This is a genomic window from Roseateles cavernae (genome assembly GCF_040187885.1).
Lineage (GTDB): Bacteria > Pseudomonadota > Gammaproteobacteria > Burkholderiales > Burkholderiaceae_C > Roseateles_E > Roseateles_E cavernae.
Genome location: NZ_JBDPLH010000005.1, coordinates 257672 through 281798 on the forward strand (window position 1 = coordinate 257672; position 24127 = coordinate 281798).

Genomic DNA, 24127 nt, shown 5'->3' on the forward strand with positions numbered 1-24127 from the left:
GGCCCTACGCGGTAACGCAGCGGCCCCGGCCTGGCTTGTCGAAACTCAGAGGTCTTCGGACCCCAGCAGCATTTCCGAGATGCCCTTGCCCGCCTTGACCATGGGCCAGACGTTCTCGGTCGGATCGGTGCGGATGTCCAGGAACACGGTGCGATCCTTCAGGCGCATCGCCTCGCGCAGCGCGCCCTCGACATCGCCGGGCTTCTCGACCAGCAGGCCGACATGGCCATAGGCCTCGGCCAGCTTGACGAAGTCAGGCAGCGCTTCCATATAGCTGTGCGAATAGCGCTTGCCGTAGTCCAGCTCCTGCCACTGCCGCACCATGCCCAGGTAGCGGTTGTTCAGCGAGACGACCTTGACCGGCGTGTTGTACTGCTTGCAGGTCGACAGCTCCTGGATGCACATCTGGATCGAGCCTTCGCCGGTGATGCAAAACACATCCGACTCCGGCTTGGCCAGCTTGATGCCCATCGCATAGGGCAGGCCCACGCCCATCGTGCCCAGGCCGCCGGAGTTGATCCAGCGGCGCGGCTCTTCGAAGCCGTAGAACTGCGCGGCCCACATCTGGTGCTGGCCGACGTCCGAGGTCACATAGGTGTCGCGGTTGCGGGTCAGGTTCCACAGCGTCTCGACCACCATCTGCGGCTTGATGACGGCGCTGTCCTTGTCATAGGCCAGACAGTCGCGCCCACGCCACTCGTTGATCTGGCTCCACCAGCTGTTCAGCGCCTGGCTGTCGGGCCTGGCCTGGGCTTCCTTGAGCTGATGGATCAGCTCCTGCAGCACGTCCTTGACGTCGCCGACGATGGGAATGTCCACCCTCACCCGCTTGGAGATCGACGAGGGGTCGATGTCCACATGGATGATCTTGCGCTCGACCGAGCCGAAGTGCTGCGGGTTGCCGATCACGCGGTCATCGAAGCGGGCGCCGACGGCCAGCAGAACATCGCAGTTCTGCATCGTCATATTCGCTTCGTAAGTGCCGTGCATGCCCAGCATGCCCAGGAAGCGCGGGTCGCTCGCCGGCATCGCACCCAGACCCATCAGGGTATTGGTGCAGGGATAGCCCAGCAGGTTCACCAGCTCGCGCAGCTCGGCCGAGGCCTCGCCCAGCACCACGCCGCCGCCGGTGTAGATATAGGGGCGCTTGGCCTGCAACAGTAGCTGCACCGCCTTGCGGATCTGGCCGGAATGACCCTTGCGCACCGGGTTGTAGCTGCGCATCTCCACATGCTGCGGATAGGCGAAGTGCGTCTTGTACAGCGACACATCCTTGGGGATGTCCACCACCACCGGGCCGGGCCGGCCGGTGCGGGCGATGTGGAAGGCCTTTTTCATCGTCATCGCCAGATCGCGCACATCCTTGACCAGGAAGTTGTGCTTGACGATGGGGCGGGTGATGCCGACGGTGTCGCATTCCTGGAAGGCATCCAGGCCGATGGCCGGTGTCGGCACCTGGCCGGTCACGATCACCATCGGGATCGAGTCCATATAGGCGGTCGCGATGCCGGTGATCGCATTGGTGACGCCGGGGCCCGAGGTCACCAGGGCCACGCCGACATCGCCGGTGGCGCGGGCATAGCCGTCGGCCGCATGGACCGCTGCCTGCTCATGGCGCACCAGCACATGCTGGATGGTGTCTTGTTTGTACAGTGCGTCGTAGATGTACAGCACTGCGCCGCCCGGGTAGCCCCAAAGGTATTTGACACCTTCGGCCTGCAGGCAGCGAACGAGGATCTCCGAGCCGTTCAGCTCCGAAGACGCGGGGGAAGATGGGGGGGAATGCAGTTGTGCCGCGGTGGCACGCTTGACTTCCGCGCTAGACATGTCCATTTCGAACCTCTGTGAATTTCTCTGACGAAAAACCATTGGTGCTCCTTCTCGCGCCCTCGTGAGGCGGATGTGGAGCCTGCGCGATCAAAAAGGTGGCGCCCCAGTCGGGCGGCCAGCTAAAGACCAAATTCAGCTCTTGTGCGAAGCAGCATTATGCACGGACTTGCCGCTTATTCGCCATTTCGACGGAGACTGACGGGCCTAATGCAATAATTCGCGGCGTTTTCGCCAGCTCAGGGCTCGCCCGCCAAACTTTTGGCCACCGACAAAGAACTCAACGAATTCCTCCGCAGCGTCGAAAAAAGGGCGTTCAAACGCAGCGCCTATATGGTGCGCGATGACGATGCCGCCCTGGACATCGTGCAGGACGCCATGATCCGCCTGGCCGAAAAATACTTCGACCGCCCGGCGGCGGAGCTGCCGCTGTTGTTCCAGCGCATCTTGTCGAATGCGACGATGGACTGGTTCCGCCGGCAAAAGGTGCGACGCGCCGTGATGCAGAACATGTCAGACTTCGAGTCTGCAGATGCCGATGGCGACTTCGACCTGCTGGAATCGCTCGAAACCCGCGACGGTGCCCTCGGGGCGCTGAGCGCAGCAGATGAGGTGTCGAGACAGCAAATCCTGCAGGCGATCGACAAGGAAGTCTCGGAGTTGCCAACGCGTCAACGCGAAGCCTTTCTGCTGCGTTACTGGGAAGAGCTGGATGTGGCGGAGACCGCATCCGTGATGGGATGTTCGGAGGGCAGTGTCAAGACGCATTGCTCCCGGGCCGTCCATTCGCTTGCAAAATCATTGAAGGCCAAGGGAATCACACTATGAACAAGCCTCAGCGTTCGCATCTCGCACAGGAGCAGGACACCCTCGTGTCACGCTTTGGCCTGCGCGTCGCCGCAGGCTTGACCGAACAGGGTGAGCAGCTGTCGCAAGACGTCAGCGAGCGCCTGCGCTTCGCCCGCGAGCAGGCCCTGCTGAAGGCGCGCAGCGCCCGCGCCGCGCAGCCGCAGCTCGCCACCGAGGCGGTGCAGCAAGGTGGCGCGAGCCTGGCTTTGCGCGGCCCCGGCGGCGGTCGCTGGCTCAAGCTGGCCTCCTTGCTGCCGCTGCTGCTGCTGGTCCTGGGCCTGCTGCTGATCCAGCACAGCCAGTGGTACCAGCAGATCACCGCAGCCGCCGAAGTGGATGCCGCCCTGCTCTCCGACCAGTTGCCGCCGGCCGCCTATGGCGATCCGGGCTTCCGGGAGTACCTCAGCGACGAGGAGCAGGCCCAGCAGCCGCCCGAGCAGCAGCAACAGCAAGCGCGCGAGCAGAAGTAACGAGCCGGCCGCATGACATGTCCTGCCCCGACGCTGCGCTCAGCCCTTTCCGTCGCTCCTCCTCTCGCCCGTTCCATGCTGCGGGCCCTCGGCACCGCCGTGCTGATCGCCTCGGCCCAGGCCCAGGCCCAATCTCCAATGCCGCCGCCGACCGGTACGGAGACGGCGCCGCCGTCTGAGCCGGCGGTCGGAGCCTCCGCAGCGCTGCCGGTCAGAAAACCAGCCGCCATCGATTCCGGCGCCCAGTGGCAGACACTGAAGCCGAGCCAGCAGCATCTGCTCGCGGCGCTGGAGGGCGAGTGGAGCGAGATGGACCCGTCCCGCAAGGGTAAATGGCTGGAACTGGCGGCCCGCTATCCCAGCCTGCCGGCCGATGAGCAGCTGCGCGTGCAGGAGCGCATCAGCAGCTGGGCCAAGCTGAGCCCGGCCGAGCGCCAGCAGGCCCGCCTCGGTTTTCGCGCCGCGCGCGAACTCAAGGCCGACGAGCGGCAGGCCAAATGGGAGGCTTACCAGGCCCTGCCCACCGAGCGTCGCCAGGAGCTGGCCGACAAGGCCGCCCAGAAGCTGAGCCAGCCGACCAGCGGCAGCAAGCCGGGCGCGCGCCCCGCCACCAAGGCGCCGGCGCCGCCCACCGCACAGCCGCTGATGGTCCCTGTGCTGCCCAAGAACCAGCCCGAGCTGCCGCTGGGCCCGACGCTGCTGCAGGCCAAGCCCGGCGCCAGCACGGTGCTCATCAATCAGGGCAAGGGTGCTCAGCGCCCGACAGGCCGGGTCAAGCCCGGCTTCGATGCCAGCCTGGTCGACAGCGCCACCTTGCTGCCCAAGCCGGCCCGGCCACGCGCCTCAGACAACAATTGATCCACCGATGACTGAATCTTCTCGCGGCGCAGCCGGCGACGCCGCCCCCGGCGTGGCCCGCCGCCTGGCCTGCTTCATTTACGAAGGCGTGCTGCTGTTCGGCGTGGTCTTCATCTCGGGCTATCTGTATTCGACCCTGACTCAGCAGCGCCATGCGATGCAGGGCCAGCATGGGCTGCAGGCCTTTTTGTTCATCGTGCTGGGCATCTACTTCATCTGGTTCTGGTCGCACGGCGGCCAGACGGTGGCGATGAAGGCCTGGCATATCCGTGTCGTCGACAGCCAGCAGCGCCCGCTGGGTCAATGGCGCGCGCTGGCGCGCTATCTGCTCAGCTGGCTGTGGTTTCTGCCGGCGCTGCTGAGCGTCTGGCTCCTGGGCCTGCATGGCCTGGGTGCGATCTTCGGCAGTCTGTTCGCCGGTGTGCTCGCCTACGCGGCGCTGGCCTGGCTGCATCCGCAGCGCCAGTTCCTGCATGATGCGATCTGCGGCACCCGGCTGATCACCCAGCGCCCGGTCAAGCGCTGAGCTGACCGGGCGAGGCCGCAGCGCTCAGACCGCCGCTTCGTCGGTCTCGCCGGTGCGAATGCGCACCACCTGCTCGACCGGAGTCACAAAGATCTTGCCGTCGCCGATCTTGCCGGTCTTTGCGGCCTTCAGGATGGCGTCGATGCAGCGCTCGACATCCTCGTCCTTGACCACCACCTCGACCTTGACCTTGGGCAGGAAGTCGACCACGTACTCGGCGCCGCGGTACAGCTCGGTATGACCTTTCTGACGACCGAAACCCTTGACCTCGGTGACGGTCAGGCCCGAGGCGCCGACCTCGGCCAGCGACTCACGGACTTCGTCCAGCTTGAAGGGCTTGATGATGGCGGTGATTTGCTTCATGGCGGGGGCTCCGAGGGGATTTGAACTGTTTGTGATTTAAGCACGAACCCGGGGCCTAATCGGGGATGCGATCGAGATCGGCCAGCCAGATCGCCGACTCCGAATCACTGGGCGCACGCCAATCGCCCCGCGGCGACAGCGAACCGCCGCTGCCCACCTTGGGCGCGTTGGGCACACAGCTGCGCTTGAACTGGCTGCCCTTGAAGAAACGCTGCACAAAGATGCGCAACACCCGCTTGATCTCGGCCAGCGTGTACTCGTTGCGCTGCACATGGGCCTCGTCCGGCCAGGCGCCGCGCTCGCGCGAGCCCCAGGCATGGCGCGCCAGGAAAGCGATCTTGCTCGGCGCATAGCCGTGCCGCAGCGTGTAGAACAGGTGGAAGTCCTGCAGCTCGTAGGGCCCGATCATGGCCTCGGTGCTTTGCAAGACCTGACCCTCGCTGCCCGAACCGGGTGTGATGGGGACCAACTCGGGGCTGATCTCGGTATCCAGAATGTCCAGCAAGACCTGGTGGTCGGCCTCGCCCAGCTGACCGGTCTCGGCCACCCAGCGCACCAGGTACTTGATCAGGGTCTTGGGCACGCTGGCGTTGACGTTGTAGTGCGACATATGGTCGCCCACGCCATAGGTGCACCAACCCAAGGCAAGCTCGCTCAGATCGCCAGTGCCCAGCACCAGCGCGCCCTGGTGGTTGGCCAGGCGAAACAGGTGGTTGGTTCGCTCGCCGGCCTGCACGTTCTCGAAGGTGATGTCGTAGACCGGCTTGCCGTCCGCGTAGGGATGGCCCAGGTCCTTCAGCATCTGCTCGCAGCTGGGTCGGATGTCGATCTCGGACGCGCTGCAGCCGATCGCCCGCATCAGCCGCCAGGCCTGGTCGCGGGTGCGCTCGCCGGTGGCATAGCCGGGCATGGTGTAGGCCAGGATATGGCTGCGCGGCAGGCCCAGCTGGTCCATCGCCCGCGCGGCCACCAGCAAGGCATGGGTGGAATCGAGCCCGCCGGACACGCCGATGACCAGCTTGGCGATGCCGCTGGACGCCAGCCGCTGCACCAGGGCCTGCACCTGGATGTTGTAGACCTCCTCGCAGCGCTCGTCGCGGCGGCCGCGATCGGCCGGAACATACGGGAAACGCTCGACCCTGCGCTGCAAGGCCAGCGGCGCCTCGCGCTCGATGTCCAGGTCGAACTCGATCGTGCGATGCGCCTTGACGGCGGCGGCGTGGCTGCGCACCGACTGGCCGAAGCTGGTCTGGCGCATGCGCTCGCGCGCCAGCCGCTCCAGGTCGACATCGGCCGTGATCAGCTGCGAGCGGCGCTGGAAGCGTGCCGACTCGGCCAGCGCCTCGCCGTTCTCGTAGATCAGGGCCTGGCCGTCCCAGGCCAGATCGGTGCTCGATTCGCCGGCCCCGGCCGAGCTGTAGACATAGGCCGCCAGGCAGCGCGCCGACTGCTGCGCGACCAGTTGCCGGCGGTAGTTGGCCTTGCCGACGATGACGTTGGAGGCCGACAGATTGACCAGCACGGTCGCGCCGGCCAGCGCCGCGAAGGAGGACGGCGGGATCGGCGTCCAGACGTCCTCGCAGATCTCCACATGCACGCGCAGCAGTGGCAGATCGGCGGCCGCGAACAGCTGCTGGCTGCCGAAAGGCACACGCTGGCCCAGCAGTGTGATCTCGCCGACGGTGGCCTCCTCGGCCGCGCTGAACTGGCGCGCTTCGTAGAACTCGCCGTAGTTGGGCAGATAGGTCTTGGGCACGACACCCAGCAGCCGGCCGCGCTGCAGCACGACGGCGCAGTTGAACAGGCGCTGCTCGACCCGCAGCGGCATGCCGACGATGGCCAGCGTCGGCAGCGCTTCCGAGGCCCGCAGCACCGCAGCCAGCGCGGCCTCGCAGCCGTCCAGCAGCGCGCGTTGGTGGAACAGATCGTCGCAGCTATAGCTGGAGAGGCCCAGCTCGGGGAAGGCCGCCACGGCCGCACCGCTGGCCGCCGCCTCGATCAAGAGCGCGGCGGTCTGCTGGCCGTTATAGGCCGGGTCGGCGACCCGGCACAGCGGCACGCCGACGGCGACGCGGGCGAAATCGTGGTTGTAGAGGTTGTCGAAACGCATGGACGAATCCTGCCATCAAAGCGAAGGAATTGCGCTTGCCCCTAAGATTTGTTGATCCATGAAACCCTCCCCTGCGACGCTGCGCGTTGATGACAACCCCCTAGCCCTGGCGCCCGAAGCCTGGAACGCCTTGCTGGCGGCATCGGCCCGGCCGACGCCCTTCATGCGCCACGAGTACCTGCAGGCCCTGCACGATTCCGGCTCGGCCGTCGAGGCCACCGGCTGGCAGCCGCTCTACCTCAGCGCCTGGCAAGACGAGCAGACCCTGATCGCCGCCTGCCCGGCCTATCTGAAAAGCCACTCCTACGGCGAGTATGTGTTCGACTGGGCCTGGGCCGATGCCTACCGCCGCCATGGCCTGGACTACTACCCCAAGCTGCTGGTGGCCGTGCCCTTCACGCCGGTGCCAGGCAGCCGGCTGCTGGCGCGCGATGACGAGGCCCGCGCGCTGCTGATGCGAGGACTGCAGGCGCTGGCCGAGCAGCAGGGCCTGTCCTCGGCCCATCTGCTGTTCGGCGACGCGCCGGACCAGGCCGCCGCGCAGCAGCAGGACTGGATGGCGCGCAGCGGCGTGCAGTTCCATTGGCGCAACCGCGAACCCCCGCCCTATGGCTCGTTCGAGGAATTCCTGGCCACGATGCAGCGCGACAAGCGCAAGAAGATCCAGCAGGAACAGCGCAAGGTACGCGAGGCCGGCATCGTCTTCGAGGCCCGGCGCGGTGCGCAGATCCGGGCCGAGGACTGGGACTTCTTCTACCACTGCTACCGGCTGACCTACCGCGCCCACCACAGCACGCCCTATCTGACGCGGGCCTTCTTCCAGGCCATGGCCGAGACCATGGCCGAGCACTGGCTGCTCTTCATCGCCCGGCGGGGTGAGGAGCGCGTGGCGGCATCGCTGCTCGCGCTGGACCCCGAGCGCGGCCATGCCTATGGTCGCTACTGGGGCGCCACCGAGACCATCTCCTGCCTGCACTTCGACGCCTGCTACTACCAGCCGCTGACTTGGTGCATAGAGAACGGTTTCCACAGCTTCGAGGGCGGAGCCCAGGGCGAGCACAAGATGGCCCGCGGGCTGATGCCGGTGGCCACCGGTTCCAGCCACTGGCTGGCCCACCCCGACTTTCGCGATGCGGTCGGCGACTTCCTCGCCAGGGAGGGGCAGGCCATGCGTGGCTACGTCAACGAACTGGAAGAGCACCGCCCGTTCAAGGCGTAAAAAAGCCCCGGCCTTGCGGGCGGGGCTTTCTTCAACCGGGGGGGCAGGTCTTGCTTACTTCTGCTCAGCCTTGGCATAGTTGGCCAGACCGGACACGATCTCGGCCTTGGCAGCCTCCGGGCCTTCCCAGCCCTTGACCTTGACCCACTTGCCGGCTTCCAGGTCCTTGTAGTGCTCGAAGAAATGCTGGATGGCCTTCAGGCGCATCTGGTTGATGTCCTCGGGCTTTTGCCAGTGCGAGTAGATCGGCAGCACCTTGTCGATCGGCACGGCCAGCAGCTTGGCGTCGCCGCCGGCTTCGTCGTCCATCTGCAGCACGCCGATGGCGCGGCAGGTCACGACCACGCCCGGGGTCAGCGCGAAGGGCGTGATCACCAGCACGTCAACCGGATCGCCGTCATCGGCCAGCGTGCGCGGGATATAACCGTAGTTGCAGGGATAGTGCATCGCCGTCGTCATGAAACGGTCGACGAACAGCGCGCCGCTTTCCTTGTCGACCTCGTACTTGATCGGGTCGGCGTTCATCGGGATTTCGATGACGACATTGAATTGCTCGGGCGCCTTGGCGCCGGGGGTCACGTTGTGCAGGCTCATGATTTTTGAAACGCCAGGGGAAACCCGAATTCTAGCGGCAGGCCTTGCCAGCGCCTGACACCCGTGTCGGCGACCGATCCACTGGTAAACGCTCAATCGCCGGGGCGGGCCGCTCCCTTAGCATGCGCCGACCGACCTGTTCAAGCGTGCGGGACTGGCGTTGTGTGCGGGCGTTCATCCAAAACGGCAGATACAACAGAGGAGACATCTACATGTCGACGAGTTTGGCGCTGTACTTCGCGCTGGCCTGCGGCCTCGCCGCAGTCTTGTATGGGTTTATTCAACGCAGCTGGATCCTGAGTCAGGACGCGGGCAACGCCCGCATGCAAGAAATCGCCTCCGCCATCCAGCAGGGTGCGGCCGCCTATCTGGCCCGTCAGTACAAGACGATCGCCGTCGTCGGCATCGTGCTGGCCGTGTTGATCGCGGTCTTCCTGGACCTGACCTCGGCCATCGGCTTCGTGATCGGCGCCGTGCTGTCGGGCGCCTGCGGCTTCATCGGCATGAACGTCTCGGTGCGCGCCAATGTGCGCACCGCCCAGGCCGCCACCCAGGGCATAGGCCCAGCGCTGAATGTCGCGTTCAAGGGCGGCGCGATCACCGGCATGCTGGTCGTCGGTCTGGGCCTGCTGGGCGTGGGCCTGTTCTTCTGGTACCTGAGCGGCGGCGAGAAGGTCGATCCGGCCACCTTGAAGCCGCTGCTGGGCTTTGCCTTCGGCTCCTCGCTGATCTCGATCTTCGCGCGCCTGGGCGGTGGCATCTTCACCAAGGGCGCCGATGTCGGCGCCGATCTGGTCGGCAAGGTCGAGGCCGGCATCCCCGAGGATGACCCGCGCAACCCGGCCGTGATCGCCGACAACGTCGGCGACAACGTCGGCGACTGCGCCGGCATGGCGGCCGATCTGTTCGAAACCTACGCGGTCACCCTGATCGCGACGATGGCGCTGGGCGCGCTGGTCGTGACTGCGGCGCCGATGGCGGCCGTGCTCTACCCGCTGCTGCTGGGCGGCGTCTCCATCATCGCCTCCATCATCGGCTGCGGCTTCGTCAAGGCCTCGCCGGGCATGAAGAACGTGATGCCGGCGCTCTACAAAGGCCTGGCGGTGGCCGGTGTGCTGTCGCTGATCGCCTTCTACTTCGTCACCAAGGCGGCGGTGCCCGATGACGCGCTCGGGGCCGGCACACAGCTGCGCCTGTTCGGCGCCTGCGCCGTGGGCCTGGTGCTGACCGCCGCCCTGGTCTGGATCACCGAGTTCTACACCGGCACCCAGTACTCGCCGGTCAAGCACATCGCCCAGGCCTCGACCACCGGCCACGGCACCAACATCATCGCCGGCCTCGGCGTGTCGATGCGCTCGACCGCCTGGCCGGTGCTGTTCGTCTGCCTGGCCATCATCGCCGCCTACCAGCTGGCCGGCCTCTACGGCATCGCGGTGGCCGCCACCGCGATGCTGAGCATGGCCGGCATCGTCGTTGCACTCGACGCCTACGGCCCGATCACCGACAACGCCGGCGGCATCGCCGAGATGGCCGAGCTGCCCAAGAGCGTGCGCGATGTGACCGACCCGCTGGACGCAGTGGGCAACACCACCAAGGCCGTCACCAAGGGCTATGCGATCGGCTCGGCCGGCCTGGCCGCGCTGGTGCTGTTTGCCGACTACACCCACTCGCTGGAAGCGCGCGGCATGAGCATCGCCTTCGACCTGAGCGATCCCAAGGTCATCGTCGGCCTCTTCATCGGCGGCCTGATCCCCTATCTGTTCGGTGCGATGGCGATGGAGGCGGTGGGCCGTGCGGCCGGATCGGTGGTGGTCGAGGTGCGGCGCCAGTTCCAGGACGGCCAGATCATGGCCGGCCAGCGCAAGCCCGACTACAGCGCGGCGGTCGACATGCTGACCTCGGCCGCGATCAAGGAGATGGTCGTGCCTTCGCTGCTGCCGGTGGTCGTGCCTATCCTGGTCGGCCTGCTGCTGGGTCCGGCCGCGCTGGGCGGGCTCTTGATGGGCACCATCGTCACCGGCCTGTTCGTCGCGATCTCGATGTGCACCGGCGGCGGCGCCTGGGACAACGCGAAGAAATACATCGAGGACGGCCACCACGGCGGCAAGGGCAGCGAGGCCCACAAGGCCGCGGTGACCGGCGATACCGTCGGCGATCCCTACAAGGACACCGCCGGCCCGGCCGTCAACCCGCTGATCAAGATCATCAACATCGTCGCGCTGCTGATCGTGCCGCTGCTGCCGATGACGGCCGCCAGCACCAAGCCGGCGGTGCCGGTCGTGGCCCCGGCAGCCGAAGCGTCAGCCCCGGCGCTCGCGGCCTCCGAACCAGCGGCGCTGCCACCCAGCGCACCGGCCTCCCAGCCCTGAGCACCAAGCCCCAAAAAAACAGCCCGCATGCGGGCTGTTTCTACTTTGAAGCCGGCCCGCCAGGCCCCACAATCAGCCGCACAGGGACACAGGGATTTCTATCGCCATGATGAGCAGCCGGGCCATCACGCCACACGAGCTTTCGCGCCGCCGCGCCCAGCTGGGCGATCTGCAGCGCTACCTGCTGACGCAGGAGCAGGAGTTCGGCGCGCTGCGCGATCAGGTGCAGGCCTTTGTCGGTCGCTATATCGAGGCCCTGGGGCCGCTCTATCTGGAGCTGGACGCGCTGGAATCGCAGCTCTTCTGTGCCACCCAATACCTCTACGAGGCGCTGCGCCGCAACGGCGTCGATGCCCGCGAACCGCGCGCACCGCAGGCCACCGCGCTGCCGCAGATCCCGCAGCTGCCGATGGGCGCGCCGCCGCCGGCCGAGCCCGAGGGCGGCCTGGTCGAGCTGGCCCCGCCCTCGCTGAAGCAGCTGTACCGGCGTGCTGCCATGCGCCTGCACCCCGACCTGGCGCCCAGCGATGCCGAGCGCCGCCACCGCGAGCAGGCGATGATGACGGTCAACGAGGCCTATGCAGCCAATGACCGTAGCCGGCTCGAAACCCTGCTGCTGGCCGCCGGCGAGCATCCGGTCAAAGTCACCGGCGGCAATGCCGATGCGGTGCTCGAATGGCTGCGCCGCAGCGAGCTCGCGGTGCAGGGCCGGCTGCGCGTCGTGCAAGCCCATCTGGTGGCGCTGGCCGCGCACCCCATGCACCAGCTCTGCAAGGCCATCGTCCAGGCCGAGGCCAAGGGCCTGGACCCCTTGGCCGTGATGGCCAGCCGGCTGCGCACCCAGATCGCCGAGCGCCGCCAGGAGCTCTATATCGGCCAGCGCCTGCAGCCCGAGTCGGGCATGGCGCAAGCCTTTCTGCACCGGCGCCAGGAGCGGCTGGGCGCCGGCCTCTGAGCGCGGCGCCTGAGTGCGTCTTAGCGCGCTTCAGTGCGCCTCATCCCAGTTCGACCCGACCCCCACCTCGGCCAGCAGCGGCACCTTCAGCGCGGCCACGCCGGCCATCAGCCTCGGCACCTCGGTCTTGATCCAGTCCAGCTCGGCCTCGGGCACCTCGAACACCAGTTCGTCGTGCACCTGCATGATGATGCGGGTGGCCTTGCCCTGTTCGTCAAGCGCCTTCTGCACCGCGATCATCGCCAGCTTGATCAGGTCGGCGGCCGTGCCCTGCATCGGCGCATTGATGGCCTGGCGCTCGGCGCCGGCCTTGCGCGGCCCGTTGCCGCCCTTGATCTCGGGCAGATAGATGCGGCGGCCGAACAGGGTCTGCACATAGCCCAGCTCGCGCGCCGAATCGCGCGTAGCGTCCATGTACTGCTTGACGCCGGCGAAGCGGGTGAAGTAGCGGTCGATATAGTCCTTGGCCGCTTTCGTCTCGATGCCCAGGCTGCTCGCCAGGCCGAAGGCCCCCATGCCGTAGATCAGGCCGAAATTGATGGTCTTGGCATAGCGGCGCTGCTCGCTCGTGACCTCGGCCACCGGCACGCCGAACACCTCGCTGGCTGTCGCCTTGTGCACGTCGATGCCTTCGCCGAAGGCGCGCAAGAGGCCCGGGTCCTCGCTGATGTGGGCCATGATGCGCAGCTCGATCTGCGAGTAGTCGGCGCTGACCAGCACATGGCCCGGCGGCGCGACAAAGGCCTCGCGCACGCGCCGGCCCTCGGCGGTGCGGATCGGGATGTTCTGCAGATTCGGATCGTTGCTGGACAGCCGGCCGGTCACCGCCACCGCCTGCGCGTAATTGGTGTGGACCCGGCCGGTGCTCGCATTGATCTGCAGCGGCAGCTTGTCCGTGTAGGTGCTCTTCAGCTTGGCCAGGCCGCGGTACTCGAGGATCTTGGCCGGCAGCGGGTAGTCGGCCGACAGCTTCTCCAGCACCTCCTCGTCGGTCGAGGCCGCGCCGGTGGCGGTCTTCTTGACGACCGGCAGGCCCAGCTTGTTGAACAGGATTTCGCCGATCTGCTTCGGCGAGCCCATATTGAAAGGCTGGCCGGCGATGTTGTAAGCCTCCTGCTCGATCGCCACCAGGCGCTGCGCCAGCTCATGGCTTTGCGCCTGCAAGCGAGCCGCGTCGATCAGCACGCCGGTGCGCTCGATGCGACCCAGCAAGGCGCTGCTGGGCATCTCGATGCGCTCGTAGACGAAACGCAGGCCGGCATCGGCCTGCAGCTCGGGCCACAGCCGCTCGTGCACCTGCAAGCACATCTCCGAGTCCTCGCTGGAGTACTCGGCGGCCTTGGCCACGTCGACCTGCGCGAACGGGATCTGGTGCGCGCCCTTGCCGCACAGATCCTCGTAGCTCAGGCCGCTGCGGCCCAGATAGCGCTCGCCCAGGGCGCCCAGGCCATGGGTCTTGTGGGCCTCCAGCACATAGCTCTGCAGCATGGTGTCGTGCTGCACGCCGCGCAAGGCGATGCCGTGGTTGGCGAACACATGGGTGTCGTACTTCAGGTTCTGGCCCAGCTTGGCGGCGGCCTCGTCCTCCAGCCAGGGCTTGAGCCTGGCCAGCACCTCGTCCAGCGGCAGCTGCTCGGGCGCGTCCGGGCCGGCATGGCGCAGCGGGACATAGGCGGCCTCGCCGGGCTTGACGCTGAAGGAGATGCCGACGATGCGGGCCAGCAGCGGCTCCAGCGAATCGGTCTCGGTGTCCAGCGCGGCCAGCGGCGCGGCCCGCAGCTTGGCCAGCCAGGCGTCCAGTTGCTCCCAGCTCAAGACCGTCTCGTAATGGCGATCGGACGCGACAGCCGAGGGCGGCGGCGGCGCCTCACCGAACAGATCGCCGCTGGCCGCTGGTTTGGTCTTGGCGGGTTTCGCCGCCTCACCGGCCAGCTCCTTCAGCCAGGTCTTGAAGCCATAACGGGTGTAGAAGTCCTGCAGCCCGGACTCGTCAACAGGCTTGAGCGCCAGCGTTTCCAGCGCCGGCCAGCCTTCGACATGGCCGGCCAGGTCGCAGTCCTGCACCACCGTCACCAGCTTGCGCCCCATCGGCAGCCAGTCCAGCGCCTTGCGCAGGTTCTCGCCGGCCACGCCCTTGATCTTGTCGGCCTGGGCGATCACGCCGTCCAGCGAGCCGTACTCGGCAATCCATTTGGCCGCCGTCTTCGGGCCGACCTTGTCGACGCCGGGCACATTGTCGACCGCGTCGCCCATCAGGGTCAGGTAGTCGATGATGCGATCCGGCGGCACGCCGAACTTGGCCTGCACGCCGGCCACGTCCAGGGTCTCATTGCTCATCGTGTTGATCAGGGTCACGTCTTGCGTGACCAACTGGGCCAGATCCTTGTCGCCGGTCGAGACGATGACGCTGTGGCCCGACTCGGCCGCCACCCGCGCCAGCGTGCCGATCGCGTCGTCCGCCTCGATGCCCGGCACCTCCAGAATGGGCCAACCCAGCAGCCTGACCACCTCGTGGATGGGCGCGATCTGCTCGCGCAAGGCGTCGGGCATCGGCGAACGCTGGGCCTTGTACTCGGGATACCACTCATCGCGGAAGGTCGGGCCCTTGGCGTCGAACACGCAGACCGCATGCTCGGCACCGATCTGCTCGCGCAGCTTCTTCATCATCGCCACCATGCCGTGGACGGCACCGGTGGGCACACCCTCGGGCCCGCGCAGATCGGGCATCGCATGGTAGGCGCGGTACAAATAGCTGGAGCCGTCGACCAGCAGTAGAATGGGTTTGCTCATGGTCAGCGATTGTCGTTCAAGCCACAAGAGCGGGCCGCCTTAGAATGGCAGCATGCACCGAATCCCCGCCCTCCTCGCCCTGCTGCTGGCCGCCGGCGCCCCGCTCGCTCATGCTGCGGACGCGCCCGATGCGCGCGTCCAGCAGATCGTCGTGGAGGACGACCATACCCGTGTCGAGGAACTGCGTGTGCGCGGCCAGGCCCAAAAGGTCACGGTCCAGAACAAGAACAGCAGGCTGCCGGCCTATGAGATCGTCACCGGCGACGGCAGCCGCGACCTCTCCGCCGGCGCCAACACCTCCCGTGGCGCCGCCGGCCAGCGCGTCTGGCGCCTGCTGGATTTCTGACCACCGCGCCCGCGCCAGCGGCGCGGCCGGCCACCTCTTCCGACATGGCAGTTTTTACCGAAGTCACGCACGAGCAGGCCCAGGCCCTCGTTGATCGTCTGAGCCTGGGCCAGGTCCAGGCCCTGCGCGGCATCACCGCCGGCATCGAGAACACCAACTACTTCCTCAGCACCGACCGCGGCGAGTTCGTGCTGACGGTGTTCGAGCGCCTGTCCTTCGAGCAGCTGCCCTTCTATCTGCAGCTGATGAAGCACCTGGCCACCCATGGCCTGGCCGTGCCCGATCCGCAGGCCGATGGCGGTGGCGCCATCCTGCACGAGATCGGCGGCAAGCCGGTGGCCGTGGTGAACCGCCTGCGCGGCGGCCACCAGCTGGCACCCGACGTCTTCCATTGCGAGCAGGTCGGCGCGGCGCTGGCCCGCATGCATCTGGCCGGCCAGGACTTCCCGCTGCACCAGCCGAATCTGCGCGGCCTGCCCTGGTGGGCCGAGACCGTGCCGGTGGTGCTGCCGCATCTGATGCCGGCTCAGGCCGAGCTGATACAGGCCGAGTTGAGCTACCAGCAGCAGCTCGCCGCCTCGCAAAGCTATGGCGAGTTGCCGCGCGGCCCCATCCATGCCGATCTGTTTCGCGACAACGTGATGTTCGAGGGCCTGCCCGGCCGCGAGCGGCTGACCGGCTTCTTCGACTTCTATTTCGCCGGTGTCGACACCTGGCTGTTCGACCTGGCCGTCTGCATCAACGACTGGTGCATCGATCTGGCCAGCGGCCGTCTCGATGAGCTGCGCGCCCAGGCCTTTGTCGACGCCTACGAATCGGTGCGGCCGCTCAGCGGCACCGAGCACCGCCTGCTACCGGCGCTGCTGCGCGCGGCGGCCCTGCGTTTCTGGATCTCGCGCCTGTGGGACTTCCATCTGCCGCGCGACGCCGCCCTGCTCAAACCCCATGACCCCGGTCATTTCGAGCGCGTGCTGCGCGAGCGCATCGCCGCGCCCTGGCACGCGATCAAGGCCTAGAAAAGATGTCCATGCTTTTGCATTTGCAAACCGTACCGGCCCGCAACGGCCTACTGTGGGTGCGCCACGGCTTCAAGGTGTTCCAGCGCAAGCCGCTGGCCATCAGCGGCCTGTTTGCGATGTTTCTGTTCGCGGGCTTTGCCTTGCTGCTGCTGCCGGTGCTGGGCTCGATGCTGCTGCTGATGGCGCTGCCGCTGCTGAGCCTGGGCTTCATGCTGGCCACCCATCTGGTGCTGCAGAACCAGACCCCCACCGCCGCCGTCTTCATCGCGCCGCTGAAACTGACACCGCAGCGCCGCAACACCCAGCTGGCGCTGTGCGGCGCCTATGCGCTGGCCACCGTGCTGATCATGCTGCTCAGCAACTGGGTGGACGGCGGCGCGTTCGAAGCCTTGCAGCAGCTGCTGGCCAAGCCCGAAGCCAACGATCCGGCCTATGAGAAGGCGGTCGAGGCCGCGCTGGCCGAGCCGAGCTTGATGTGGGGCATGATGACGCGGCTGGGCCTGGCTGCCCTGCTCTCGGTGCCCTTCTGGCATGCACCGGCCCTGGTGCACTGGGGCGGTCAGGGCGCGCTGCAGGCACTGTTCTCCAGCACCCTGGGCATCTGGCGCAACAAGGCCGCCTTCGCGCTGAACGCGCTGGTCTGGGCCGCACTGGTCGTCGGCCTGGCCCTGCTGGTCAGCCTGGTCGTCAGCCTGCTGGGCATGGGTCAGCTGCTGCCGATGCTGGCCCTGCCGCTGGGCCTGTTCCTGTCCAGCGTGTTCTACGCCTCGCTGTACTTCACCTTCGTCGACTGCTTCATGTTCGGCGCACCGCGCGAGCTGCCGGGCGAGAAGGCCTGACCGGGCCTCGTCAGGCCGCCAGGCGGCTGCCCATCAGGCGCCGGTACCACTGGTGGAAGTGCTGCATACCGTCCTCCAGCGGCGACTGATAGGGGCCGGTTTCCGAGACCCCGCGCGCCAGCAGCGCCCGCCGCCCGGCGTCCATGCGCTCGCCGATCTCGTCGTCCTCGCGGGCCGTCTCCATATAGGCGGCGCGATGCGCTTGGACGAACTCGGGCTCGAAGGCGGCGATCTCCTCGGGATAGTAGAACTCCACCACATTGAGCGTGTCCTGCGGACCTTGGGGATACAGCGTCGACAGCACCAGCACATGGGGGTAGAGCTCGATCATATGGGTCGGGAAATAGGTCACCCAGATCGCGCCGAAGTCCGGCGCACTGCCGCCTCGATAGCCGAGCAGGCGCTCGTGCCAGTCGCGGTAGATCTCCGACCCGGGCACGCCCAGCGCCTGGTGCACACCGACCCGCTGCATGCTGTACCAGTCGGCGAACTCCCACTGCAGATCGGCGCAGCTGACGAAGCCGCCCAGGCCCGGGTGGAAGGGCGCGACATGGTAGTCCTCCAGATAGACCTCGATGAAGGTCTTCCAGTTGTAGCGGCAGGCATGGACCTCGACATGGGCCAGCACGTAGTCGGAGAAGTCGAACTCGGGCCGCGCGAACAGCGCCGCCATGTCCTGGGCCGGCTCGCGCAGCCCCTCGAACAGCAGGCCATGGCAATGGCGCAGCGGGAAACGCTGCAGGTTCTTGCAGGGCTTGGCGTCGAACTGCGGCGCGCCCAGCAGCGCGCCGCGTTCGTCATAGGTCCAGCGATGCAGCGGGCAGACGATGTGGCCGCCCGAGGCGCCCAGATTCCCGCTGCCATGCGCCGGGCCCGCCACGTCTGCGGCGCTGCCGCCCAGCATCAGGGCCTGGCGATGCCGGCAGACATTGGACAGCAGCTCGACGCCCTGACCATGGCGCAGCAGTACACGGCCACCACCCTCCTGTGCCAGGCGACGCCAGTCGCCGATTTCTGGCACCGCCTTCTCGTGCCCGATATAGCGGGCAGACTGGCCGAAGATCAGCTCCTGCTCGCGCGCGAACAGCGCGGCATCGAAGTAGGCGTTGACAGGGAGTTGAGGGCCGCTGACCCGCTGCAAGTTCGCCAGACGGGCGACAACATTGTTCATCGGATTCTCCAGGCATGGGCCGCGCGCCGGCGCGTGCCGGCGCTGGTGTTGCGCGACAGAAATGCGCCCGGTCTAGGCGGGTTCGGCCTGCAGGCGGCCGATGCGCGCGTCGCGCGAGAGCTTGGGGCAGGTGCTGCAGTACTCGCCGTCGCGGCGGCGGAAGTAGTGGCAGCAGACCTTGCGATCCAGCGCCAGCGCGGCGGTGCCGTCGCGCGCGCGGTAGGCGAAGAAGCCGCAGCCGCCGGCAATGCCTAGCTGGGCCAGCCACTGCGCGCCCAGCGCTTCGAGATCGGCCAGCGCCGGCCGGGCGCGTTGAAGGCACAGCAAGGCGCCCAGCACGCATTCCGCCTGCAGACGCTCAGCGGCGCGCGCATGCAGGCTCACCGAGGCCGCCAGCGCGGCACGCGTGGCCTGGCAGAGCGCGCGCAGCTCCTCGGCCGCCAGGCCGATGCGCTGAGCCAGCGTGGGCGCGGCTCGCGGCGCATGCGGCGGCAGCAGCAACGCGTTCGGAAAGCCCTGTGCTACCGGCTGGGCCAGGCCGCCCAGGCATGGCACGGCGCTGCCCAGGTGCGCGGCGATCACGCTCAGATAGACGGGCTGCCAGATCGCCAGCCCCCAGCAGCGCAGCGCCAGGTAGTGCGGGCCGGCCTCGGGATAGGCCAGCGCCCAGTGGCGGCACAGGGCTTCGAAGGACTCAGCGTCCTCCAGGCGCAGCGCCCCGGCGGGCGCGAGCTCACCCTGGGCAGCACGCAAGCCCGGCACCAGCTGCTCCGCCAGCCCCAGCAAGCGGCCGAGCTCGGGATTGCTCACACCAGACTTTCCGCCACGACCGGTGCCGCGGCCGCCGCTGCACGACGGAACGGAGCGATCGGATTGCGCAGATGGCCGGCCATCTTGAGGCTGGAGGCCGGATCGGCCAGATTCACCATCTGCACGTTGTTACCCAGCTGCAGGCGATTCAGGCAGGAATGCAGGAACTCCGGCATGAACATGTCGTAGCACGCGAACTGGGCGGCCAGCTGGGGCTGCGAGTCCTGGTAGTCGGACACGCAATCGGCCACCGCGCGCCAGAAGTCGTCCTCCTCGCAGCAGCCGTACTCGACCAGCAACTGGTTGACGTGGCGCAGCACGCCGTCGAACACATCGATGAAGATGCCGAGCAGCTTGAAGTCATCCGGCACCTCGACCGCCAGGCGTTCGACGCGCTCGGGCAGGCTGGCCTTGACCGAGATGTCGAGAATGGCGCACTCCTCGGCGATGTCCTTCATGATGGCGCGCACCGGCACATGGCCGTCCAGCACCAGGATCAGGTTCTCGCCGTGCGGCATGAAGCTCAGCTCATACCTGTAGAAGCAATGCAGCAGCGGCGTCAGATAGGCGCGCAGATAGCGGCGCAGCCAGGTCGCCGTATCCAGGCCCGAGCGCTCGATCAGCAGCGGCAGCAAGGCCTGCCCCTCCTTGTCGACATGCAGCAGCGCGGCCATCGTCATCAAACGCTCGCCCGGCTGCAGCAAGGGCAGCGGGCTCTCGCGCCAGAGCGCCGAGAACATCTTCTTGTAGGGCGTGTCCGCCGGGATCGCGGCCTCGTAGTAGAAGTTGCGAAAACCGATCGACGCAACCTCGCGCAGCAGGGTGAAGCCGTTGGCGCGCAGCACCGGGTCGTCGTCGACCAACTGCTTCAGGTATTCGTTGATGGCCGGTGTGCCCGACATGTAGTACGGCGACAACCCGCGCATAAAGCCCATGTTCAGAATGGACAGCGAGGTCTTCACATAGCGCTTGCTGCGGTCCGAGGCATTGAAGAAGGTGCGGATCGACTGCTGGGCCGTGTAGCGGTCGGCGCTGTAGTCCAGGCAGACGATCTTGCGCTGCGCCACATAGCCGGCAAAGGCGATCGACAGCTTGTTGAACCATTGCCAGGGGTGGGCCGGCATGAACCAGTAGTCCTGCGGTGCCAGGCCCAGCTCGCGCAGCTGGCGACGGAAGCCCTCGACCGTCGCCTCACCCAGCTCCTCGGCCAGCAGCTGCTCGTAGCTGAGCGAGGAAATGCTGGCGAAGGCCGCATGGCTTTTGTGCACCGCCAGCCAGATCACGCGGATCGCCGCGCCGGCCTCGGGCGCATAGGCGCGGTAGTCGATCGCATTGAAACCCAGCCGGCCGTTGTTGGCGACGAAGCCGGGATGGCCTTCGATCATCGCCGCCTCGATCAGCTGGAAGTCCTCGGTCTCGGCCAGCACAGCACTGTCGGGGGCATCGGCCTTGCTGCGCTTGTAAGCGCTGCCGAACAAGGTGCTGCTGATCTCATCCAGATAGATCGGCAGCAGCTCCTCGCGGATACCCAGGCGCTGGCGGCACTCGATGATGAACTGCAGCGCATCGAGCGGCCGCTCGACGCCGTCGACCAGCCGATGGATCGAGACCGGATCGATGTACCAATGGCGCAGCGCCAGGCGCCGGGCCTGGAACTGGTAGCTGACGCTGCCGTCGTCGGACCGTACGCGGTAGGCCGCGAACAGGCCCGGTTGCGCCTGCAGCGGCTCCAGCGGCTCGGGTTCGATGATCAGCTCGTGGGCATACTCGGCCAGCGCCTTGCGCAGCAGCAATCGATTGGCCTGGGCCCAGACCTCCGGCGTCAGATGGGCGGCAACCGCAGCCGGTCGCTCGCTGAGAGTGGCGATGTCGAGATTCATGGGGGGACTTGCTCCTGGATGGTGGCCGTGGCCTGTTCAAAATCCCGCCTGGTGCAGAAGGCGAGGCTGGCGATCTTTTCGGTGAAGACGACATCGCGCTCGTAGACGAAGCCGGCCGAGCGGTTCAGCGCATGGATCTTGTGGTTGCCGGCATCGGGCTCGACGGCGATGCGCCGCGCGCCCAGATGCACGAACATGAAGCGCATCAGCGCATGGAAGGCGGCGCGCGAGAAGCCGGCAATGCGCCGCTGCGCGGGCGGGCCGACGAAGATGTGCATGCCCAGGTCGCCCGGCTGCACCGGATAGAACTCGCGGATGCGGTCGTGCGCCGGGTCGTAGCATTCGGCCAAGAAGGCCGGCAGCCCGTGATGCCGGACCAGGTAGGCGCTGGCATGGCCCGAGTCCATCAGCGCCCGGTAGATCCGCTCCACCTCGTCCGCGCTCTTGTCCTGCATCAGCCAGAACGCGGCCCGCGGCTCGGTGAACCAGCGGTGCAGCAGCGCGATGTCCTCGGGCAGGCGCAGCAACTCGAAGACGAAGCCGTCAGCATCGCGATAGGGCCGCCGGACCGCGTCGGCGCGGCGGTGCTGGGCATCAGCCGGCATGGGCGGGCACCTCCGCGCCGGGGCTGGCACTGGGCACGCGCAGGATGCAGCGGTCCAGCAGCGCGGTCAGCACGAAACCGCCGGCCGCCAGCATGAACGGCAGGGCCAGGCCGTGTCGCTCGACGATGGCGCCGGCCGCGAACGAGGACAGCAGCACGCCCAGGTTCTGGAAGAAATTGGTGATGCTGTAGTCCTGCGCATAGCGCCGCGGCGTCGACAGGCGGAACAGGTTCACCTCCAGCTTGACGATGATCTGGAACAGCGACCAGCCGTACAGCACCCGTCCCAGCACGATCAACAACGGCTCCGGTGCGGCCTGCAGCAGCAGGCCGGCAGCGCCCAGCAGCAGATTGCCCAGCGTGTGATCGGGCTGCCTGCCGCCGCGCGCGCGGATGCGGGCCTGCAGCCACAGCGCCAGCAGTGCGACAGCACCGGGAATTGCGAAGGCCGCGCCCGACAGCAGCTCGCTGGGATTGCCGCTGGCGCGTTGCCAGTACAGCGCGAAGAACGGGCGTATCAGGTAGGCGCTGAAGTCGAACATCAGCATCACCAGGGCCAGCCGCAGGACGGGCAGGCGGGCGCGCCAGTCCCAGCGCGCTTGCGCCGTGGGCGGCGCCGCTGCGTCGACGCTGCCGTTGACCGGCACGATCTTGCCACTGCGTATCAGGTGGATGCAGACCGCCATCTGAAAGAAGTCGCCGGCCGCCATCGCATAGATGCCGGCACGCGGCCCCCAGCTTTGCAGCACGAAGCCGCCGACCACGGCACCGAAGATGGCACCGAAATGCACGATCACCGACAGCATGCCTATCGTCGCCGCATGCTGGTCCTTGGGCGTCAGCCGCATCAGATAGGGGTACATCAGCAGATAGCTGCTCTTGCACATGAACATCAGCATCGACAGCAGCCAGAAGCTGGGCACGTCGGGCGCCCGGTCGCACAGCAGGCTGAAGCAGCCGGCCGCGCACTGCGTGTAGACCAGCAGGCGCAGCGGCTCGATACGGCGCGCGACGCGCGCCCACAGCGGCAAGGTCGCCATCACCGCGACCGAGATCGCCGCCACATAGGCACCGGCATGGACCGGGTCGTCCAGCCCGTAGCGGGCGCTGAAGAACTGCGGGTAGAACGGAATCAGGATGGCATCGCTGATGACGGCCAACAGCGTCATCGTCAGGATGTGCAGGCGCAGGCTCATGGCGGGGTCCTGGCTTACAGCCGCACGAAATCGGCGCCGACCGGCACCGCGAAATCCTGGATCGCGACGCGTCGCTCGATCTTGTAATGCTCGACACCGGTCAGCTCGCGCAGGATGTAGGAATTGCGGTAGCAGCTCATGCCCAGGTCCTGATTGGTCATGCCATGGGTGTGCTGGCCGGCGTTCTGCACAAAGATCTCGTTGCCGTTCAGATCGGCGGCGTAGTTGCGCGCCAGGCGGTAGCGGCCCTGCTCGTCCCAGCGCAGGCGTGCGCGAATGCCGTCGACGAAGGGCGGGATGTTCTCGCGGTAGCCGGTCGCGAACACCAGGCCTTCGCAGCGATGCGCATAACGCGTCTCGCAGTCAAGCTGGCGGAACTCCAGCGCGTAGCTGTCGGCCTCGTAGCGGCAGCCCTGCAGCTCGCAGTTGGCGATCAGATGGCTGCGCAGCGGCACGCCGCGCTTGCGCCGGTCGTCGAGCAGGTCGTAGATCTGGTTGATCAGGCTGGCGTTGACGCCCTTGTAGAGGCTGTCCTGGGTGCGCACGATGCGCTCCTTCTTGCGCTCGTCGAGCTGGTAGAAGTAGTCGATGTAGTCGGGCGAGAACATCTCCAAGGTCAGCTTGGTGGTCTCCATCTGGAAGAAGCGCGGCGAGCGCGTGATCCAGGTCAACCGGTACTCGTGCGCATCGGCCTCCTTCAGCAGATCGTGATAGACCTCGGCCGCGCTCTGGCCGCTGCCGACGATGGTGATGGAGCGCTTGCGCTGCAGCCAGTCCTTGTGGGCGATGTAGTCAGCGCTGTGCAGCCAGCGGTGCTCGCGCGGTTCGCAGAATGCCGGCAGCAAGGGCTTGGAGCCGACGCCCAGCACCAGCTTGCGAGCCCGCAGCACAAAAGGCTCGCGCCGCTCGCCCTGCACGCCGGTGATCACATAGCAGCCGGCCTGGCTGTCATAGACCAGCTCCTGCACCTCATGACCGAAGCGCACCTTGCTCAGCCGCGCCGCGGCCCAGCGGCAGTAGTCGTTGTACTCGGCACGCGTCAGGTAAAAGTTCTCGCGGAAGTAGTAGGCATAGAGCTTGCCCTCCTCCTTGCAATAGTTCAGAAAGCTGAACGGGCTCTTCGGGTCCGCCAGGCTGACCAGATCGGCCAGAAAGGGGTTCTGCAAGGTACAGCTGTCGATCAGCATGCCGGGGTGCCAGCTGAACTCGGTATTGCGCTCCAGGAACAGGCCGTCGAGCTCGGCGATGGGCTCGGCCAGACAGGCCAGGCTCAGGTTGAAGGGCCCGAGCCCGATCGCGACGAAGGCATGGACATTGGTGTTCTTCATGGCA

General features: G+C 67.0%; 21 protein-coding genes. 10 read left to right on the forward strand and 11 right to left on the reverse strand.

All coding sequences use genetic code 11. From position 1 onward, the window contains the following. Positions 1 to 45 precede the first annotated feature (45 nt). On the reverse strand, positions 46 to 1833 hold the full coding sequence (locus ABGI63_RS16200; protein ID WP_137941709.1) for an acetolactate synthase 3 catalytic subunit: 1788 nt from the start codon (positions 1831 to 1833) through the stop codon (positions 46 to 48). A gap of 255 nt (positions 1834 to 2088) precedes the next feature. On the opposite strand from ABGI63_RS16200, the gene ABGI63_RS16205 reads away from it, so the two are divergent. The 4 genes from ABGI63_RS16205 to ABGI63_RS16220 all read left to right on the forward strand — a co-directional run bounded on the left by ABGI63_RS16205 (position 2089) and on the right by ABGI63_RS16220 (position 4530). Beyond that, on the forward strand, positions 2089 to 2655 hold the full coding sequence (locus ABGI63_RS16205) for an RNA polymerase sigma factor (RefSeq protein ID WP_137941708.1): 567 nt from the start codon (positions 2089 to 2091) through the stop codon (positions 2653 to 2655). Beyond that, complete coding sequence (locus ABGI63_RS16210; RefSeq protein WP_137941707.1) at positions 2652 to 3146, forward strand: DUF3619 family protein; 495 nt, start codon at positions 2652 to 2654, stop codon at positions 3144 to 3146. The genes ABGI63_RS16205 and ABGI63_RS16210 overlap by 4 nt, the downstream gene beginning before the upstream one ends. Before the next feature lie 75 nt (positions 3147 to 3221). Next, the gene (locus tag ABGI63_RS16215; RefSeq protein ID WP_349743371.1) at positions 3222 to 4004 is read left to right on the forward strand and encodes a DUF3106 domain-containing protein; all 783 of its coding nucleotides are present in this window, start codon (positions 3222 to 3224) and stop codon (positions 4002 to 4004) included. Between the two features lie 7 nt (positions 4005 to 4011). Continuing rightward, on the forward strand, positions 4012 to 4530 hold the full coding sequence (locus ABGI63_RS16220) for an RDD family protein (RefSeq protein ID WP_262969599.1): 519 nt from the start codon (positions 4012 to 4014) through the stop codon (positions 4528 to 4530). Between the two features lie 24 nt (positions 4531 to 4554). On the opposite strand, the gene ABGI63_RS16225 is transcribed toward ABGI63_RS16220, so the two are convergent. Together ABGI63_RS16225 and ABGI63_RS16230 are read right to left on the reverse strand one after the other, a co-directional pair. Continuing rightward, positions 4555 to 4893, reverse strand: a complete 339-nt coding sequence (locus tag ABGI63_RS16225; protein WP_102769755.1) for a P-II family nitrogen regulator — start codon at positions 4891 to 4893, stop codon at positions 4555 to 4557. A 55-nt stretch (positions 4894 to 4948) separates the two neighbouring features. Continuing rightward, entirely contained in the window at positions 4949 to 7003 is a 2055-nt protein-coding gene (locus ABGI63_RS16230; RefSeq protein WP_349743372.1) for an NAD(+) synthase, read from the reverse strand. Between the two features lie 58 nt (positions 7004 to 7061). Between ABGI63_RS16230 and ABGI63_RS16235 the strand changes: the two genes are divergently transcribed. Continuing rightward, positions 7062 to 8222: a GNAT family N-acetyltransferase gene (locus ABGI63_RS16235; RefSeq protein WP_349743373.1), complete on the forward strand. Its 1161-nt coding sequence runs from the start codon at positions 7062 to 7064 to the stop codon at positions 8220 to 8222. Between the two features lie 54 nt (positions 8223 to 8276). On the opposite strand, the gene ppa is transcribed toward ABGI63_RS16235, so the two are convergent. After that, the gene (gene ppa / locus ABGI63_RS16240; RefSeq protein WP_137941702.1) at positions 8277 to 8816 is read right to left on the reverse strand and encodes an inorganic diphosphatase; all 540 of its coding nucleotides are present in this window, start codon (positions 8814 to 8816) and stop codon (positions 8277 to 8279) included. 212 nt (positions 8817 to 9028) lie between these two features. On the opposite strand from ppa, the gene ABGI63_RS16245 reads away from it, so the two are divergent. Further along, positions 9029 to 11185 (forward strand): sodium-translocating pyrophosphatase, encoded by a 2157-nt coding sequence (locus ABGI63_RS16245; RefSeq protein WP_349743374.1) that lies wholly within the window; start codon positions 9029 to 9031, stop codon positions 11183 to 11185. 106 nt (positions 11186 to 11291) lie between these two features. After that, positions 11292 to 12140, forward strand: a complete 849-nt coding sequence (locus ABGI63_RS16250) for a J domain-containing protein (RefSeq protein ID WP_349743375.1) — start codon at positions 11292 to 11294, stop codon at positions 12138 to 12140. Between the two features lie 30 nt (positions 12141 to 12170). Here ABGI63_RS16250 and polA read toward each other — a convergent pair whose 3' ends face one another. Next, positions 12171 to 14930, reverse strand: coding sequence for a DNA polymerase I (gene polA, locus ABGI63_RS16255; protein WP_349743376.1), 2760 nt, complete (start codon positions 14928 to 14930; stop codon positions 12171 to 12173). Between the two features lie 52 nt (positions 14931 to 14982). On the opposite strand from polA, the gene ABGI63_RS16260 reads away from it, so the two are divergent. Genes ABGI63_RS16260 through ABGI63_RS16270 form a run of 3 tightly spaced genes read left to right on the forward strand, consistent with a single transcriptional unit; the run spans position 14983 to position 17134 of the window. After that, positions 14983 to 15276, forward strand: coding sequence for a hypothetical protein (locus ABGI63_RS16260; protein WP_137941697.1), 294 nt, complete (start codon positions 14983 to 14985; stop codon positions 15274 to 15276). 44 nt (positions 15277 to 15320) lie between these two features. Next, positions 15321 to 16292, forward strand: coding sequence for a homoserine kinase (locus ABGI63_RS16265; protein WP_349743377.1), 972 nt, complete (start codon positions 15321 to 15323; stop codon positions 16290 to 16292). 5 nt (positions 16293 to 16297) lie between these two features. Continuing rightward, positions 16298 to 17134: a BPSS1780 family membrane protein gene (locus tag ABGI63_RS16270; protein ID WP_349743378.1), complete on the forward strand. Its 837-nt coding sequence runs from the start codon at positions 16298 to 16300 to the stop codon at positions 17132 to 17134. 10 nt (positions 17135 to 17144) lie between these two features. Here ABGI63_RS16270 and ABGI63_RS16275 read toward each other — a convergent pair whose 3' ends face one another. From ABGI63_RS16275 to ABGI63_RS16300, 6 genes are all read right to left on the reverse strand, one after another. Further along, complete coding sequence (locus ABGI63_RS16275; protein WP_349743379.1) at positions 17145 to 18305, reverse strand: aromatic ring-hydroxylating oxygenase subunit alpha; 1161 nt, start codon at positions 18303 to 18305, stop codon at positions 17145 to 17147. A gap of 72 nt (positions 18306 to 18377) precedes the next feature. Continuing rightward, a complete protein-coding gene (locus tag ABGI63_RS16280) occupies positions 18378 to 19115 on the reverse strand; it encodes a siderophore ferric iron reductase (RefSeq protein ID WP_349743380.1) in 738 nt (245 codons plus the stop codon). Further along, positions 19112 to 20995 carry an IucA/IucC family protein gene (locus ABGI63_RS16285; protein WP_349743381.1) on the reverse strand — a complete coding sequence of 628 codons (1884 nt, stop codon included), beginning with the start codon at positions 20993 to 20995 and terminating at the stop codon, positions 19112 to 19114. The genes ABGI63_RS16280 and ABGI63_RS16285 overlap by 4 nt, the downstream gene beginning before the upstream one ends. Then, positions 20992 to 21600, reverse strand: a complete 609-nt coding sequence (locus tag ABGI63_RS16290; RefSeq protein ID WP_349743382.1) for a GNAT family N-acetyltransferase — start codon at positions 21598 to 21600, stop codon at positions 20992 to 20994. The genes ABGI63_RS16285 and ABGI63_RS16290 overlap by 4 nt, the downstream gene beginning before the upstream one ends. Then, the gene (locus ABGI63_RS16295) at positions 21590 to 22795 is read right to left on the reverse strand and encodes an MFS transporter (protein ID WP_349743383.1); all 1206 of its coding nucleotides are present in this window, start codon (positions 22793 to 22795) and stop codon (positions 21590 to 21592) included. Before ABGI63_RS16295 ends, ABGI63_RS16290 begins: the two co-directional genes overlap by 11 nt. Positions 22796 to 22809: 14 nt before the next feature. Further along, positions 22810 to 24123 carry a lysine N(6)-hydroxylase/L-ornithine N(5)-oxygenase family protein gene (locus ABGI63_RS16300; RefSeq protein ID WP_349743384.1) on the reverse strand — a complete coding sequence of 438 codons (1314 nt, stop codon included), beginning with the start codon at positions 24121 to 24123 and terminating at the stop codon, positions 22810 to 22812. Positions 24124 to 24127 lie beyond the last annotated feature (4 nt).